This is a genomic window from Shewanella sp. SM55 (assembly GCF_025654025.1).
In the GTDB taxonomy this organism is placed as follows: Bacteria; Pseudomonadota; Gammaproteobacteria; order Enterobacterales; family Shewanellaceae; genus Shewanella; species Shewanella oncorhynchi.
On the sequence record NZ_JAKKRS010000007.1, the window covers coordinates 102,122 to 114,939 of the forward strand.

The window sequence follows — 12,818 nt, forward strand, 5'->3', positions numbered from 1 at the left end:
CATGAGTAACGATTTTCAATTTATTGAAGTGGGTCGTAAAGACCCCGCTAAACACCCTGCAGCTAAACGTGCGACTCAGTTTATTGAGATTTATCAGCCCTTTGCCCAGCCTCAAGTGGCTGAGCAAGCGGACCGCTGTTTAGATTGCGGCAATCCTTATTGTGAGTGGAAGTGCCCGCTACACAATTATATTCCTAACTGGCTCAAGCTAGCGGAACAAGGCCGCATCATGGAAGCGGCAGATTTAGTGCATGAGACCAACACGCTACCCGAAATCTGCGGCCGTGTTTGTCCACAGGACAGACTCTGTGAAGGTGCTTGTACTCTGAACGACGACTTTGGCGCTGTCACTATCGGTAATGTCGAAAAATACATTACCGACACAGCGATCGCCCAAGGCTGGCGCCCCGATATGAGCAAGGTCACGCCACGCCCTGAACGAGTGGCGATTGTCGGTGCGGGTCCTGCAGGTTTAGGCTGCGCGGATATTCTGTCTCGCAACGGTGTTAAAGCTGTGGTCTTTGATAAATATCCACAAATTGGTGGTCTACTCACCTACGGTATTCCGTCTTTTAAACTCGACAAAGCCGTTATGGCGACCCGTCGCAGTGTATTAGAAGGCATGGGCATTGAGTTCAAACTCGGTGTCACTGTAGGTAAGGACATCCCATTTACTAAACTGCTCGAAGAATACGATGCCGTCTTCCTCGGTATGGGCACCTATACCGCGATGAAAGCAGGCCTTGAGGGTGAAGATGCCCAAGGCGTATACCAAGCCCTGCCCTATTTGATTGGTAACACCCATCATTTAATGGGCACGCAAGATGCGCAAACGCCCTACCTGAACCTTGAAGGTAAACGTGTTGTGGTATTAGGCGGTGGTGATACTGCGATGGATTGCGTACGCACAGCCGTCAGGCAAGGTGCCAGCAGCGTAGTCTGTGCTTACCGCCGAGACGAGGCCAACATGCCGGGTTCACGCCGCGAAGTACAAAATGCGCGGGAGGAAGGGGTTAACTTCCTGTTTAACCGTCAACCTGTGGCGATTAAAACCCAAGATGGCAAAGTAGTTGGCATTGAATGCGTCGAAACAGCCATGGGCAAAGCCGATGCCAGCGGTCGTCAACGGGCCGAAGCGATTGCAGGTAGCGAACAGTTGCTCGAAGCCGATGCGATTATTATCGCCTTTGGTTTCCAGCCTAGCCCTGCCCCTTGGTTTGCCGAACACGGTATCGAGCTCGATCAATGGGGCCGAGTCAAAGCGAGCAAGTTAGACGAAAACCCATTCCAAACCACAAACCCGAAAGTGTTTGCCGGTGGTGATATGGTGCGTGGTTCTGACTTAGTCGTGACAGCCATTGCCGAAGGTCGCGATGCCGCCCAAGGTATTCTTAATTACTTAGACTAAGTGCTATAGATTAAGCGCCAACGTGTTTGTTTTACAGGTAAAAAACATTTTACCCTTGTCATTTAACAAGCACTCCAATGGCTGGACTCGTGCAAACGAGTTCAGCCATTATCAAGCAATCCCAATCTCGCCATAACGACTGCATAAAACTGTGTGGTATATTAGCCAGCATTCCCGTGTCCCACTCTTTAAGTGTTGAATCAAAAAGGTCTCCCATGAAAATTGGAATTATTGGCGCAATGGAGCCAGAAGTCGCTCACCTGATCGCCGCCATGACAAATGCGACATCGCAAACCATTGCTGGTATTGAATTTATTGCTGGTACACTCGCAGGTAAAGACGTAGTCGTGACTCGCTCAGGCATAGGTAAAGTCGCCGCAAGTATTGCGACCACGCTACTCATCGAAAAATATGCGCCGGATGCGGTGATCAATACTGGTTCTGCCGGTGGTTTTGTGGATTCGCTGGCCATTGGCGATATCGTGATTTCTTCTGAAGTGCGTCACCATGATGTGGATGTCACCGCCTTTGGGTATGAAATTGGCCAAATGGCGCAGCAACCAGCTGCGTTTATTCCTGCCGCACATTTAGTTGAAGCCGCCAACAAAGCGATTGCTCAACTGGGTGAAGTCAAAGCGATTGAAGGTTTGATTTGTACTGGCGATAGCTTTATTTGCGATCCTGTTCGCACCCAAGCCATGCTCAAAAACTTTCCTACTATGGCTGCCTGTGAGATGGAAGGCGCGGCAATCGCTCAAGTTTGTCATCAGTTTGGAGTGCCATTTGTGGTGATCCGCTCTTTATCGGATAACGCCAACAATGACTCGCCAGTGGATTTCGACTCTTATATTGTCAAAGCGGGTTATCACTCGGCTCTGATGGTGATGTTGCTGCTTGAGCAACTGAATCCTAGCGCAATAAAATAATCACTTAAGTGGAAAGTACCGAATGCACACCTCTTTTTATCAACAACTTGTCGAGATAGATGGCGCTTTGTTTGAAGGCTTTTTGGTACTTTTTTTTGCTTTGTTATTGGCGCGGTTAGCGCCATTACCACGGGAAATGCAGCCGCTTATTTGGTTTGGCCATTTAGCTAAGCAACTCGCCGCCAAGGTAAATCGCCCAGAACGCTCTCCAAGCCAACAAGCCACAGCAGGCTTTTTAGCTATGTTGCTATTGCTGTTTCCATTTTGGGCCATTATCACCTTTTTGCTCGAACTGGCTGCCTTTCCATGGTTTTTCGAATTTTTGGTGCTTTATCTGTGTTTAACCGATGCAGGGTTTAGCCAAGTCGCCGATGAAATCGCTAAAGCCTTAAAACGTGGAGACAATACCAGCGCAAAAAAGCTTTTACAGCCTTGGGTGGTGCGCGATACCGATAGTTTGTCGGAAATAGGCCTAGCCAAAGCCACCATAGAAAAACTCGCCACAGCGCCTATTTACGGCACAGCATCGACCATTTTCTTTTTCGCTATTGCTGGAGCACCGCTAGTGCTAGCAGTGCGCATGCTCAAACAACTCGAATTGAGCTGGCCGCCCATTCAACCAAAGTATCAACATTTCTGCAGTACTGTGAATGGTGTATCGATTATCTTGCTGGCGATTCCGGCTTGGTTGTGGAGCCTGTCGCTCGCCATTCAAGGCGGGCCTAAGGCGTTTGCAAAACTTTTTAGAGCCCCTAAAAATCATCACGCTATTCGAGGTTATGTTCTCAGTGTGAATCTCGTGGCCAGTATTTTGAGAATCGAGCTCGGTGGACCACAGAAGTTTGCTGGCGTGCGTATCAATGTGGATAAATTGTGCTACGGTCCGCAGCCAACCTGTGATGACATCACGCCTGCAATTAAGCTGACCTCACGTGCCTGTGCTATCTGGTTTAGCTTTATCATTATACTGCCCTTGTTATGGGCAAGTTTACGTTGGTTACAAAGCCTGTGATATGATGCCGCATTATCTCAACGTGAAGTTAAAGGCTGACCATCTTGCTCGAAAACATGCATGTTTCATTAACAACACCTGCGTTGTTATTTCCTGCTATCTCATTGTTACTATTAGCTTATACCAATCGTTTTTTTGCCTTAGCCGCATTAATCCGAAATTTAAGCAATGGTGAAAAACCCGTACATAAAGATCAAATTAAAAACCTGAGCCAGCGTATTACCATCATTCGTCGAATGCAGGAAGCAGGCGTGTCAAGCTTTGCCCTATGCGTACTGTGTATGATTTTTATCTATATAGGCTTTAATAAAACCGGCTCAGTGATTTTTGGCGCTAGCCTACTGCTCTTGCTCTATTCACTGATTTTATCTGTGATTGAAATCCGCATCTCTGTTGACGCATTAAATATCCATATCAAAGAGATGAGTAAATGAGCCAGTGGATCTACTTTTTTGATTTATGGGGTACCGCTGTATTTGCATTATCCGGCGCACTTGCCGCTGGACGCCATAGAATGGACCCCTTTGGCGTTATCGTGCTCGCCTCGGTTACCGCTGTCGGTGGTGGCAGTATTCGTGATGCCTTAATTGGTGCAACGCCAGTGTTCTGGATCCGCGACCCGAATTACATCATAGTGATCCTCGCGACCGTGCTCGTCTGTTTGCTATTAGTCCGTCGCCCTCGTAAAGTACCCGAGTATATTTTACCTGTCGCAGATGCCTTTGGATTGGCCCTCTTTACCGTGATAGGTGCTGAAAAGGCCCTCAATATGGGCTTGAGTGGGATGATTGCCGTCGTAATGGGCTTGATCACAGGCGTGGGAGGAGGCATTATTCGAGACTTACTGTGTAGACAAGTTCCTATGGTCTTACGCACAGAAGTCTATGCCACAGCTTCAATCATAGGTGGTATCGGCTATACCGTGAGCTTAGCCTACGGTATGGGCGAAAAAATGGCGCTGTTTCTGGCGATGGCCAGTGCCCTATTAATCCGCTTAAGTGCCATCAAGTGGCATCTTTCATTACCGGCCTTTGATCTCAAGACCAAGAGGGAATAGTTTGCGAATATTGTGTTTTATTTTGTGCCTCATTTTTGTTCCAGCCCTCAATCCTGCAGCGGCGCAAGCCAACTCAGGTGAAATGCCACAAGAACAGCAGTTAGCCGTAAAATATATGAATGCGCTAACTGAACACGACTATAAGACACTGCGAAAATTCTATAACCGCGAAAGCGTCTTCTTCGACAAAACCGCCAACCGTAAATACACTGGCGGCCGCTTCATCATCGACTTCCTTGAGCGTGCCCACGAGGGCGTGCTCGAATACAACTTCAACATAGAACATATGTATAACGCAGGCTCTTTAGTAGTGATGATAGGTAACTACCATTTCAAGGGTCCAGGTGAACAATTTGGCAAACCGGGGAAAATCATCGATGTTGCGATACCTGGTGTGACAAGCCTTAAGATCGACATGCTCAATCGCAGAGTAACAGAACATGTCGACCTAATCGATTACCAGACCATGTCAGACCAATTAGCGATGCAGTAGTCACAAAATTTATCCGCCTTTGAAACTTGATCCCTAAAAACGAGTCGAAACTAACAATGAGTCAATACCACTGCGTATTTCACCTTTGAAAAATTGACTGAGCCGTTTCGTTTCAATGAGGTTTGTATGAAGTTTTTTGGATTGATAGCCCTACTCGCCCTTAATGGCTTAATACTGGCCCCCAAAGCACAGGCCTTACAGCCCATTATCGTTTCCTACGCCGTTCAGCCAGTAAGCCATTTTAATCAACAACTACGTACTGCTCAGGCGCAACATCAGCCTTGGTCGGAAGATCCCAATAAAATCAGCAGCCAATATGCAGGCAACAAATTTACTTTAGTGCGAACTCAAACCAATAAAGATGGCATTTTGACCTATCAAGTGAGCGAGCTTTCCAAGCAGCATCCACAGATGCTGTTGATTATCTCACTGAAACAAAACGCTAAACTTTGGCAGGTAAGTTCGGCCCAATTGGCATGGAAATGCAGCGGCGGGCAACACTTTGGCACCGACAGATGTAATATCGCCGAGCATGAGGCCAACACAGCGCCTTAATCTTGTTTTATGAAAAGATTCAAAAACAAAGAGCGCCCTAAGGCGCTCTTTTTGTTCGTTTAAACTTACTGTAGCGTAAACCTAACTAAACCAACGTCACTATACCAAAGTCACTTTGGCAAATTTACGTTTACCGACTTGGAATACAGCAACAGTACCCGCGAACAAAGTCATACGGCTATCTTCTAGCTTTTCGCCGTCCATCTTCACCGCGCCTTGCTTAATCATCCGCATCGCTTCTGAAGTCGATGACACTAAGTCAGCGTCTTTCAACAGATTGGCAATCGCAATACCTTCACCCGTAGCTAACTCAATTTCTTCGATATCATCGGGGATCATGCCCTTAGAACGATCGACAAAGGCTTGATGCGCACTTTCGGCAGACGCCGCATCATGAAAACGTGTGATAATTTCCTTTGCTAAGACAATTTTAGTGTCACGTGGATTAGACCCATTCGCCACGTCTTGCTTAAACTGCTCAATTTCAGCCAATGGGCGGAATGATAACAGCTCAAAGTAGCGCCACATCAAGTCGTCTGAAATTGACATCAGCTTGCCAAACATTTCATTGGCAGGTTCGCTCACGCCAATATAGTTATGCGCCGATTTAGACATTTTCTTCACGCCATCTAAACCTTCGAGCAGCGGCATCATGATCACAGCTTGTGGTTTTTGACCTTCGGCTTTTTGCAGTTCACGGCCCATTAACAGGTTGAACTTTTGATCTGTACCACCCAGCTCAACATCGGCCTGTAGCGCAACTGAGTCATAGCCCTGAAGTAAAGGATACATAAACTCATGAATCGCAATAGACTGACCCGAAGCATAACGCTTCTTAAAGTCATCGCGCTCCATCATACGAGCCACAGTTTGCTTAGACGCGAGACGGATCATACCAGCGGCGCCCAATGGCTCTAACCAGCTTGAGTTGAATTCGATACGAGTCTTAGCAGGATCGAGGATCTTGTAAACCTGTTCTTTATAGGTTTCTGCGTTCGCTAAAACTTGTTCACGGGTGAGCGGCGGACGTGTGCTATTTTTACCACTTGGGTCCCCCACCATACCAGTAAAGTCACCAATCAAAAAAATGACTTCATGACCTAACTCTTGGAATAATCTTAATTTATTCAAGATTACTGTGTGTCCAAGATGGATATCCGGAGCGGTAGGGTCAGCGCCTAACTTAATACGGAGTGGACGTCCTTCTTTGAGTTTTTCCAGCAGATCCGCTTCGAGTAAAATCTCATCGGTACCACGTCTAATTTCTGCTAATACTTGGTCTAAATCAGCCATCTCGGCAGGGACTCCTAAGGCCATGATCATAAAATGAAGAGACTTATGTTACTTGTTAGCCACCACAATTGAAAGTGTGTACACTAACGGGATTATTTAAGTCTCTGGTTATTGGTATCGGCGTCAATGGGAAAGGTTATAACGTTATTTAAATTGTTGCCTAAAAAGCATCAAATTCTCCTTAGCATTCTTTCAGTTATCACAATGATAACCATGCTTCTACCTTCTGAAGAAGCGCAAGCTTCAAGACAAACCACTAGCATTGATGACCAAGCTCAAATCAACACCCGTTATGATGTGCCCTTAGCTTTTCGCTCGCCTGAACGCCCTGAGTTGCCAGAAGGTCAAACAGATAATGCTCCGACAACGGCTGAACCGTTATCCTCACCCGATGCGCTCGCTGCAGGTGGATCCAATAATCAAGCCGCAGGATCCCACGAAAGCGCTCTTCACAGAGATGTCGAACATTTTAACGTCAAAAATGGTGATACTTTAGCCGCGGTATTTGATCGCGCTGGCTTAACCAGCAAAGATGTTTATGAAATCACCCAGTTGCCTTTAGCCAAGCAAAACTTGCTTAAGATAATGCCGGGCGAAGAAATTGTGATTTCAAAGGATGCAAACGGTAATTTGACTGAAGTGCGTTATCGGGTCGATGCTATTTCCACCCTAGTCATCACTAAAAGCCAAGAGCAATACAACGAAAAAATCTCCGAAAAGGATGTGGAAATCCGCAACCATTTCACCAGTGCCAAAATTAAGAGCAATTTCTGGAATGCCGCCGTGGATGCAGGCATGTCTGCTAACCAGATATTACAATTATCGACCGTATTCGGCTGGGATATCGACTTTGCCTTAGACTTACGCGAAGGCGACAGCTTCGCCATTATTTACGAGCAAGAATATGCCGATGGTGAATTTTTGCGTAATGGCAATATCTTAGCTGCAGAATTTGTTAACCAAGATGAGCGCTATACTGCCATTCGCTATACCGACGGTAACTATTATTCCGAAAATGGCACTAGCATGCGTAAAGCCTTCCTGCGCTCACCGGTCGATTTTAAGTATGTCAGCTCCAACTTTAACCCAAGACGTTTGCACCCAGTGACAGGCCAAGTCAAAGCCCATCGCGGTGTAGACTATGTCGCAGCCATTGGCACGCCCATTAAAGCGGCGGGTAGTGGACGCGTTATTGAGTCTGGTTATAATCAATTCAACGGTAACTATGTGTTTATCAAACATAACGATACCTATACCACCAAATATCTACACCTCACAAAACGTAATGTCAGCAAAGGCGCCAACGTTAAGCAAGGACAAATTATTGGTACTTTAGGTAAAACAGGCCGTGTCACAGGGGCTCATTTACATTACGAATTTATCGTCAATGGCGTACACCGCAACCCGAGAACGATTACGCTACCGAAATCCGAATCAATTGCGAGAAAAGAAAAAAATCAATTCGATGCACTTAGCAAGCAATTGATGACTACACTTTCGCAAAACAAGCAAACGCAATTGGCAATGCAATAACGACGGATGGATTCCTCCCAATGAAAAACGCTTATTATATTGGACTTATGTCAGGCACCAGCATGGACGGTGTCGATGCGGTATTGGTCGACTTTTCAGGCGCGCAGCCGCAACTTATCGCCAGCCATACCGAAGCTATTCCGAGCCATTTGCTCAAAGGTCTACAGCGCCTGTGCTTACCCAGCTCAGATGAAATTAACCGCCTCGGCCGTTTAGATCGTAATGTGGGTCAGCTGTTTGCCTTAGCAGTCAATAATCTGATGGCTAAATGTGCTATTGCGAAAGAAGATATCATCGCCATTGGTAGCCATGGTCAAACTGTGCGCCATATGCCAAACCTCGAAGTGGGTTTTACCTTACAAATTGGCGATCCTAATACTATTGCGACCGAAACAGGCATAGATGTCATTGCCGATTTTCGTCGCAAAGATATTGCCCTTGGTGGCCAAGGCGCGCCCTTAGTACCCGCATTCCACCAGCAAACCTTTGCCCAAGTCGGTAAAAAACGTGTCATCCTCAATATTGGTGGTATTGCCAATATCACCTATCTGCCGGGCAATAGCGAAGAAGTCTTAGGCTTTGATACAGGGCCTGGCAACACCTTAATTGATGCCTGGATGCAACAGGTTAAAAGTGAACCCTTCGATAAAAATGGCGAATGGGCTGCATCCGGAAAAACTGATCAAAGCTTATTAACTCAGCTGCTTTCGCATCCGTATTTTTCCCTTGCTTACCCTAAAAGCACTGGTCGCGAACTGTTTAACCAAGCTTGGTTAGAGCAGCAATTATCGCCCTTTAATCATTTAGATGAAGAAGATATTCAATCAACTTTATTGGATTTAACCTGCCACAGCATAGCCCAAGACATTATTAAACTATCCAATGAAGGGGAATTATTCGTCTGTGGCGGCGGTGCATTTAATGGTCAACTGATGCAGCGTCTTGCAGCCTTATTACCAGGTTATAAGCTGGATACTACCTCGGCCCTTGGCGTAGATCCTAAGTGGGCAGAAGGCATCGCCTTTGCCTGGCTCGCCATGCGCAATCACTTAGGTTTACCCGCTAATCTCCCTGCAGTAACAGGCGCCTCCCGCGAAGCCGTACTCGGCGGACGATTTAGCGCTAAGTAATTGGCCTTCGCAAAATACTCAAGCGATAACCTAAACAAGAGCTTCTACATGAAGCTCTTGTTGTCTTTAAAAGACAAACTAATCTTTTCCCCCTCTTCCTACCTAAATTTATCAAGAAAATCAGCAGCTATTTTAAAGCCATCTATTCTTAATTACTGAAGCATTTAGTGACAGAAGCATGAGTAAAAAAGTTTCGTCACTGAAGCTTAATCAAGTCTCACTATAGTAAAAACGGATACAGGATATTGCTCAAACACTTAGGAATAGCCTCATAGGCGTCCAATAAGAAACTGGTTTTAAGGGAACTCGTGTCTACAGCGCGATTTTGCTCACTCAGACAAGATCCGTTAATAGGCAGGTAAATTAGGAATAAAGACGCACTGATTAACAAACAAGCGTCTTTAAAAGAATAGGAAATCAAACAATGAACATGTCACAAAAAATGGCGGCAGAATTTCTTGGCACCTTATGGTTAGTCCTTGGAGGTTGTGGCAGTGCGGTACTTGCCGCTGCATTTCCCGAGGTGGGCATAGGCTTACTCGGTGTCGCGCTCGCATTTGGCTTAACGGTTCTGACTATGGCCTTTGCGATTGGCCATATTTCAGGTTGTCATCTCAACCCTGCAGTGTCATTCGGCCTTTGGGCTGGGGGACGTTTTCCGGCAGCAGAATTATTGCCCTATATCATAGCCCAAGTCGCGGGCGGAATTGTTGGCGCAGGCATCTTGTATCTCATCGCTTCAGGACAAGAGGGATTTTCACTCGCTGGCGGATTTGCCTCTAACGGTTTTGGTGAGCACTCACCAGGTGGCTATAGCATGCTGTCGGTGATGATTTGTGAAATAGTTATGACACTGTTCTTCTTGATTATTATTTTAGGCGCCACCGATGAGCGAGCGCCTAAGGGATTTGCCCCAATTGCCATAGGGTTAGGTTTAACCTTAATTCACCTTATTAGTATTCCTGTGTCCAATACTTCAGTAAACCCAGCGCGTAGCACAGGCCCTGCACTGTTTGTCGGTGACTGGGCGGTATCACAACTCTGGTTGTTCTGGGTAGCACCGATTGTCGGCGCCATTTTGGCAGGCTTTATCTATCGCTACTTCCGCTCGGTAGAATAAAAGCCGAAGAGCTAACACAACAGCGCTCTCTTGGCGCTGTTGTTCTTTTTCTAATCCCGCTCTAATGTTACCATTTAGCCAACTGGCGAATTTTGCTGTGCCCTAGGTTTTTACATTAGAGACACAACAGGCTTCGCCCTATCCAAGCAAAAGAGATATTTTTCATGAGCAAGACTGTTAAAAACCTCGCTGAGACAGCAGCAATGACGCCAGAAGCCCGTTACGATTACCTCGTTGAACAAGTTAAAGAACACAAAATACTTTGGACATTACAAGACCAAGACGGTTGCGTGATGTTAACCACTGAAGAAGAAGATTGCATCCCAATGTGGCCAACCGAAGAAGCCGCTGATTCTTGGGCTGTGGATGAATGGAGTGATTGCCAAACATTAGCGATTCCACTCGACGAATTTCACGAAAGATGGGTGCCAGGCATGGAAGATGACGACCTCTTTGTCGCCGTATTCCCAGTATTAGATGATTTAGGTGTGGTAATCCCGCCTTATGAGTTAGATCAAAGATTAGCGCCTAAGCAAAGCCACTAATCGCTATAGCTAAACGAGAATGCCTATGAGCGAGCAAAAATCGGCGATACCGACACCAGAGGCAAGTACAGCCCTGAGTCAACACTTTCCGAAACGACTCATTGCCCTATTGCTAGTGTATGTTGTTGCCTCAGTGAGTGGCTTAATCGCTAAACAAGGGGTGTTATTTTGTCTGCTAACCCTCCTGATGGTGATTGCCATTATCGGTCGGCAAAAAGCAGGGCTTATCATGCTGCGCGGCTACACAGTCGTGCAGCTTGGATTGATTAGCATGCTGCCAGTGATCATGTACGATCCGGGCAACTTAGTGGTAGGTCCAACGACAGTGTACTTAGGTGAATGGCAGGGAAAACTGCCTGACTATGTGATTTTTATCGCTTTAATCGTCTTGTCATTACTGCAAGTTTGGATAGCCTTTAATAAAAAGGTAAAGGCATGGTTTAAACCTAAGCTTAACCTGAACATCATGAGCTAAGCTCTTGTAGAAAATAAATTTAGCCCAACAAAAAGCCGTCATTACGACGGCTTTTTTGATCTCACTCTACGCCTAAAAAGATGCAAAGTTAGTCATCATTAAACAGAAAAACTTTTTACACAGAGAAACTGGCACCACAGCCACAGGTTGTGGTTGCGTTAGGGTTTTTCACGAAGAAGCGAGAACCTTCCAGTCCTGAAGTGTAATCCACTTCACCACCGACTAAATATTGTAGGCTCATAGGATCGACAACCAAGAGAACGCCTTGTTTTTCTATCGTAAAATCGCCGTCATTGACCTTTTCATCAAAGGTAAAGCCGTACTGAAATCCAGAACAACCACCACCAGTCACATAGACTCGTAGCTTAAGTGCAGGATTTTGCTCTTCTTCCAGCAAACCTTTCACCTTGGCGGCTGCCGCATCGGTAAATTGGATTGGCATTGCTGTATCAGCTTGATCAGTCATTACTACCTCTTACATCAGTTTTCTGGGGCAAATTATCCTTTACCTGACTGTTTTGTTCAAGTATTACCCGTGGTTCTTTTTCACCCTGTAATAACTCAGGGGCACTATAGACATGTTCGGTCTGCGAATTCTTAGTCCAGCGGCTCGAAGGCACCAGCACTTTGACTTTCACTTGTTGTAAATTAAAGCCAGCAGGAACAGTGACCTTGGTATCTATGACTTGAAAATAGCGAAAATCAAATTCCAACTTAGAACCCGTGAGTTTGTTCACACTCAAGCTAACAGATTTGCCATCTTGCACACCAATGAGCGTCAATTCTGTTCGGCCTTGAATAGCTTGCTTACGCTTTTGCAACTGAGTCAACACCAACTTGAGATGATATTCATCGGCCAAAGCGCCCGGCGTCATTTCAAGTCCGTGAATAGCGACACCTTCAGCATTATCATCTGGTGTCATAATACTGCGGTAAAACGCCAGCTCATGTTCCAATTCTTTTTGCTTTTTCATTTGCTGGCCAAACATTTCTTGCATTTGGGTATTAGCCTCTCGCTCGACGGACAGCTCTAAATTTCGGGTTGCAAGTAATTGGGTCTGTGCCTCTAACTCAGCGGTCAAGCGTTGAGTCTTGCTGCTGATATGCTTAACAACAGGCTCATCGCTACTTAATAGCAGAAAACTTATCCAAGCCCCAAAAAGAATAGAAACTAACACTAAAAGCGATAAATACACTGAAGATGGACGATACTTGCGATCCATGACTTGCAGCCTATCTAGCCAACGATGATAATTTGGCATTAGGTAACA

General features: G+C 46.0%; 15 protein-coding genes. 12 read left to right on the forward strand and 3 right to left on the reverse strand.

The features are described 5' to 3' along the window. Position 1: 1 nt before the first annotated feature. The 7 genes from L5L91_RS10940 to L5L91_RS10970 all read left to right on the forward strand — a co-directional run bounded on the left by L5L91_RS10940 (position 2) and on the right by L5L91_RS10970 (position 5,451). Positions 2–1,408, forward strand: a complete 1,407-nt coding sequence (locus L5L91_RS10940) for an FAD-dependent oxidoreductase (RefSeq protein WP_263184808.1) — start codon at positions 2–4, stop codon at positions 1,406–1,408. Between the two features lie 215 nt (positions 1,409–1,623). After that, the gene (locus L5L91_RS10945; RefSeq protein ID WP_173246143.1) at positions 1,624–2,334 is read left to right on the forward strand and encodes a 5'-methylthioadenosine/adenosylhomocysteine nucleosidase; all 711 of its coding nucleotides are present in this window, start codon (positions 1,624–1,626) and stop codon (positions 2,332–2,334) included. 22 nt (positions 2,335–2,356) lie between these two features. Continuing rightward, the gene (locus tag L5L91_RS10950) at positions 2,357–3,346 is read left to right on the forward strand and encodes a cobalamin biosynthesis protein (RefSeq protein WP_263236501.1); all 990 of its coding nucleotides are present in this window, start codon (positions 2,357–2,359) and stop codon (positions 3,344–3,346) included. A 56-nt stretch (positions 3,347–3,402) separates the two neighbouring features. Beyond that, the gene (locus tag L5L91_RS10955; RefSeq protein WP_012088590.1) at positions 3,403–3,780 is read left to right on the forward strand and encodes a DUF2721 domain-containing protein; all 378 of its coding nucleotides are present in this window, start codon (positions 3,403–3,405) and stop codon (positions 3,778–3,780) included. Then, positions 3,777–4,403, forward strand: coding sequence for a trimeric intracellular cation channel family protein (locus L5L91_RS10960; protein ID WP_105249873.1), 627 nt, complete (start codon positions 3,777–3,779; stop codon positions 4,401–4,403). The genes L5L91_RS10955 and L5L91_RS10960 overlap by 4 nt, the downstream gene beginning before the upstream one ends. Position 4,404: 1 nt before the next feature. Beyond that, positions 4,405–4,896, forward strand: a complete 492-nt coding sequence (locus L5L91_RS10965; RefSeq protein WP_028760847.1) for a nuclear transport factor 2 family protein — start codon at positions 4,405–4,407, stop codon at positions 4,894–4,896. A gap of 126 nt (positions 4,897–5,022) precedes the next feature. After that, complete coding sequence (locus L5L91_RS10970; RefSeq protein WP_028760848.1) at positions 5,023–5,451, forward strand: hypothetical protein; 429 nt, start codon at positions 5,023–5,025, stop codon at positions 5,449–5,451. Between the two features lie 99 nt (positions 5,452–5,550). Here the strand turns inward: L5L91_RS10970 and tyrS are convergent, their stop codons facing one another. Further along, the gene (gene tyrS / locus L5L91_RS10975) at positions 5,551–6,744 is read right to left on the reverse strand and encodes a tyrosine--tRNA ligase (RefSeq protein ID WP_263236503.1); all 1,194 of its coding nucleotides are present in this window, start codon (positions 6,742–6,744) and stop codon (positions 5,551–5,553) included. Between the two features lie 126 nt (positions 6,745–6,870). On the opposite strand from tyrS, the gene L5L91_RS10980 reads away from it, so the two are divergent. The 5 genes from L5L91_RS10980 (at position 6,871) to L5L91_RS11000 (ending at position 11,547) form a co-directional block, all read left to right on the forward strand. Continuing rightward, on the forward strand, positions 6,871–8,277 hold the full coding sequence (locus L5L91_RS10980) for a peptidoglycan DD-metalloendopeptidase family protein (RefSeq protein ID WP_263160841.1): 1,407 nt from the start codon (positions 6,871–6,873) through the stop codon (positions 8,275–8,277). Between the two features lie 20 nt (positions 8,278–8,297). Then, complete coding sequence (locus L5L91_RS10985) at positions 8,298–9,407, forward strand: anhydro-N-acetylmuramic acid kinase (protein ID WP_263236505.1); 1,110 nt, start codon at positions 8,298–8,300, stop codon at positions 9,405–9,407. Between the two features lie 424 nt (positions 9,408–9,831). Beyond that, a complete protein-coding gene (gene aqpZ / locus L5L91_RS10990; protein ID WP_263140527.1) occupies positions 9,832–10,527 on the forward strand; it encodes an aquaporin Z in 696 nt (231 codons plus the stop codon). A 164-nt stretch (positions 10,528–10,691) separates the two neighbouring features. Then, positions 10,692–11,072, forward strand: a complete 381-nt coding sequence (locus L5L91_RS10995; protein WP_028760853.1) for a DUF2750 domain-containing protein — start codon at positions 10,692–10,694, stop codon at positions 11,070–11,072. Positions 11,073–11,097: 25 nt separating this feature from the next. Further along, positions 11,098–11,547 (forward strand): hypothetical protein, encoded by a 450-nt coding sequence (locus L5L91_RS11000; protein WP_263236510.1) that lies wholly within the window; start codon positions 11,098–11,100, stop codon positions 11,545–11,547. A gap of 115 nt (positions 11,548–11,662) precedes the next feature. On the opposite strand, the gene erpA is transcribed toward L5L91_RS11000, so the two are convergent. Then, positions 11,663–12,013, reverse strand: a complete 351-nt coding sequence (gene erpA, locus L5L91_RS11005; protein ID WP_006080742.1) for an iron-sulfur cluster insertion protein ErpA — start codon at positions 12,011–12,013, stop codon at positions 11,663–11,665. Beyond that, entirely contained in the window at positions 12,006–12,809 is an 804-nt protein-coding gene (locus tag L5L91_RS11010) for a DUF6776 family protein (protein WP_263236518.1), read from the reverse strand. The genes erpA and L5L91_RS11010 overlap by 8 nt, the downstream gene beginning before the upstream one ends. Positions 12,810–12,818: the final 9 nt, after the last annotated feature.

Bases quoted from the DNA above. Each gene is read 5' to 3' on its own strand.
- L5L91_RS10960 (WP_105249873.1), top strand. From the start codon at position 3,777: ATGAGCCAGTGGATCTACTTTTTTGATTTATGGGGTACCGCTGTATTT.
- L5L91_RS10945 (WP_173246143.1), top strand. From the start codon at position 1,624: ATGAAAATTGGAATTATTGGCGCAATGGAGCCAGAAGTCGCTCACCTG.
- tyrS (WP_263236503.1), bottom strand. From the start codon at position 6,744: ATGGCTGATTTAGACCAAGTATTAGCAGAAATTAGACGTGGTACCGAT.
- L5L91_RS10955 (WP_012088590.1), top strand. From the start codon at position 3,403: ATGCATGTTTCATTAACAACACCTGCGTTGTTATTTCCTGCTATCTCA.
- L5L91_RS10985 (WP_263236505.1), top strand. From the start codon at position 8,298: ATGAAAAACGCTTATTATATTGGACTTATGTCAGGCACCAGCATGGAC.
- L5L91_RS10970 (WP_028760848.1), top strand. From the start codon at position 5,023: ATGAAGTTTTTTGGATTGATAGCCCTACTCGCCCTTAATGGCTTAATA.
- erpA (WP_006080742.1), bottom strand. From the start codon at position 12,013: ATGACTGATCAAGCTGATACAGCAATGCCAATCCAATTTACCGATGCG.
- L5L91_RS10950 (WP_263236501.1), top strand. From the start codon at position 2,357: ATGCACACCTCTTTTTATCAACAACTTGTCGAGATAGATGGCGCTTTG.
- L5L91_RS10995 (WP_028760853.1), top strand. From the start codon at position 10,692: ATGAGCAAGACTGTTAAAAACCTCGCTGAGACAGCAGCAATGACGCCA.
- L5L91_RS10940 (WP_263184808.1), top strand. From the start codon at position 2: ATGAGTAACGATTTTCAATTTATTGAAGTGGGTCGTAAAGACCCCGCT.
- aqpZ (WP_263140527.1), top strand. From the start codon at position 9,832: ATGAACATGTCACAAAAAATGGCGGCAGAATTTCTTGGCACCTTATGG.
- L5L91_RS10980 (WP_263160841.1), top strand. From the start codon at position 6,871: ATGGGAAAGGTTATAACGTTATTTAAATTGTTGCCTAAAAAGCATCAA.
- L5L91_RS11000 (WP_263236510.1), top strand. From the start codon at position 11,098: ATGAGCGAGCAAAAATCGGCGATACCGACACCAGAGGCAAGTACAGCC.
- L5L91_RS11010 (WP_263236518.1), bottom strand. From the start codon at position 12,809: ATGCCAAATTATCATCGTTGGCTAGATAGGCTGCAAGTCATGGATCGC.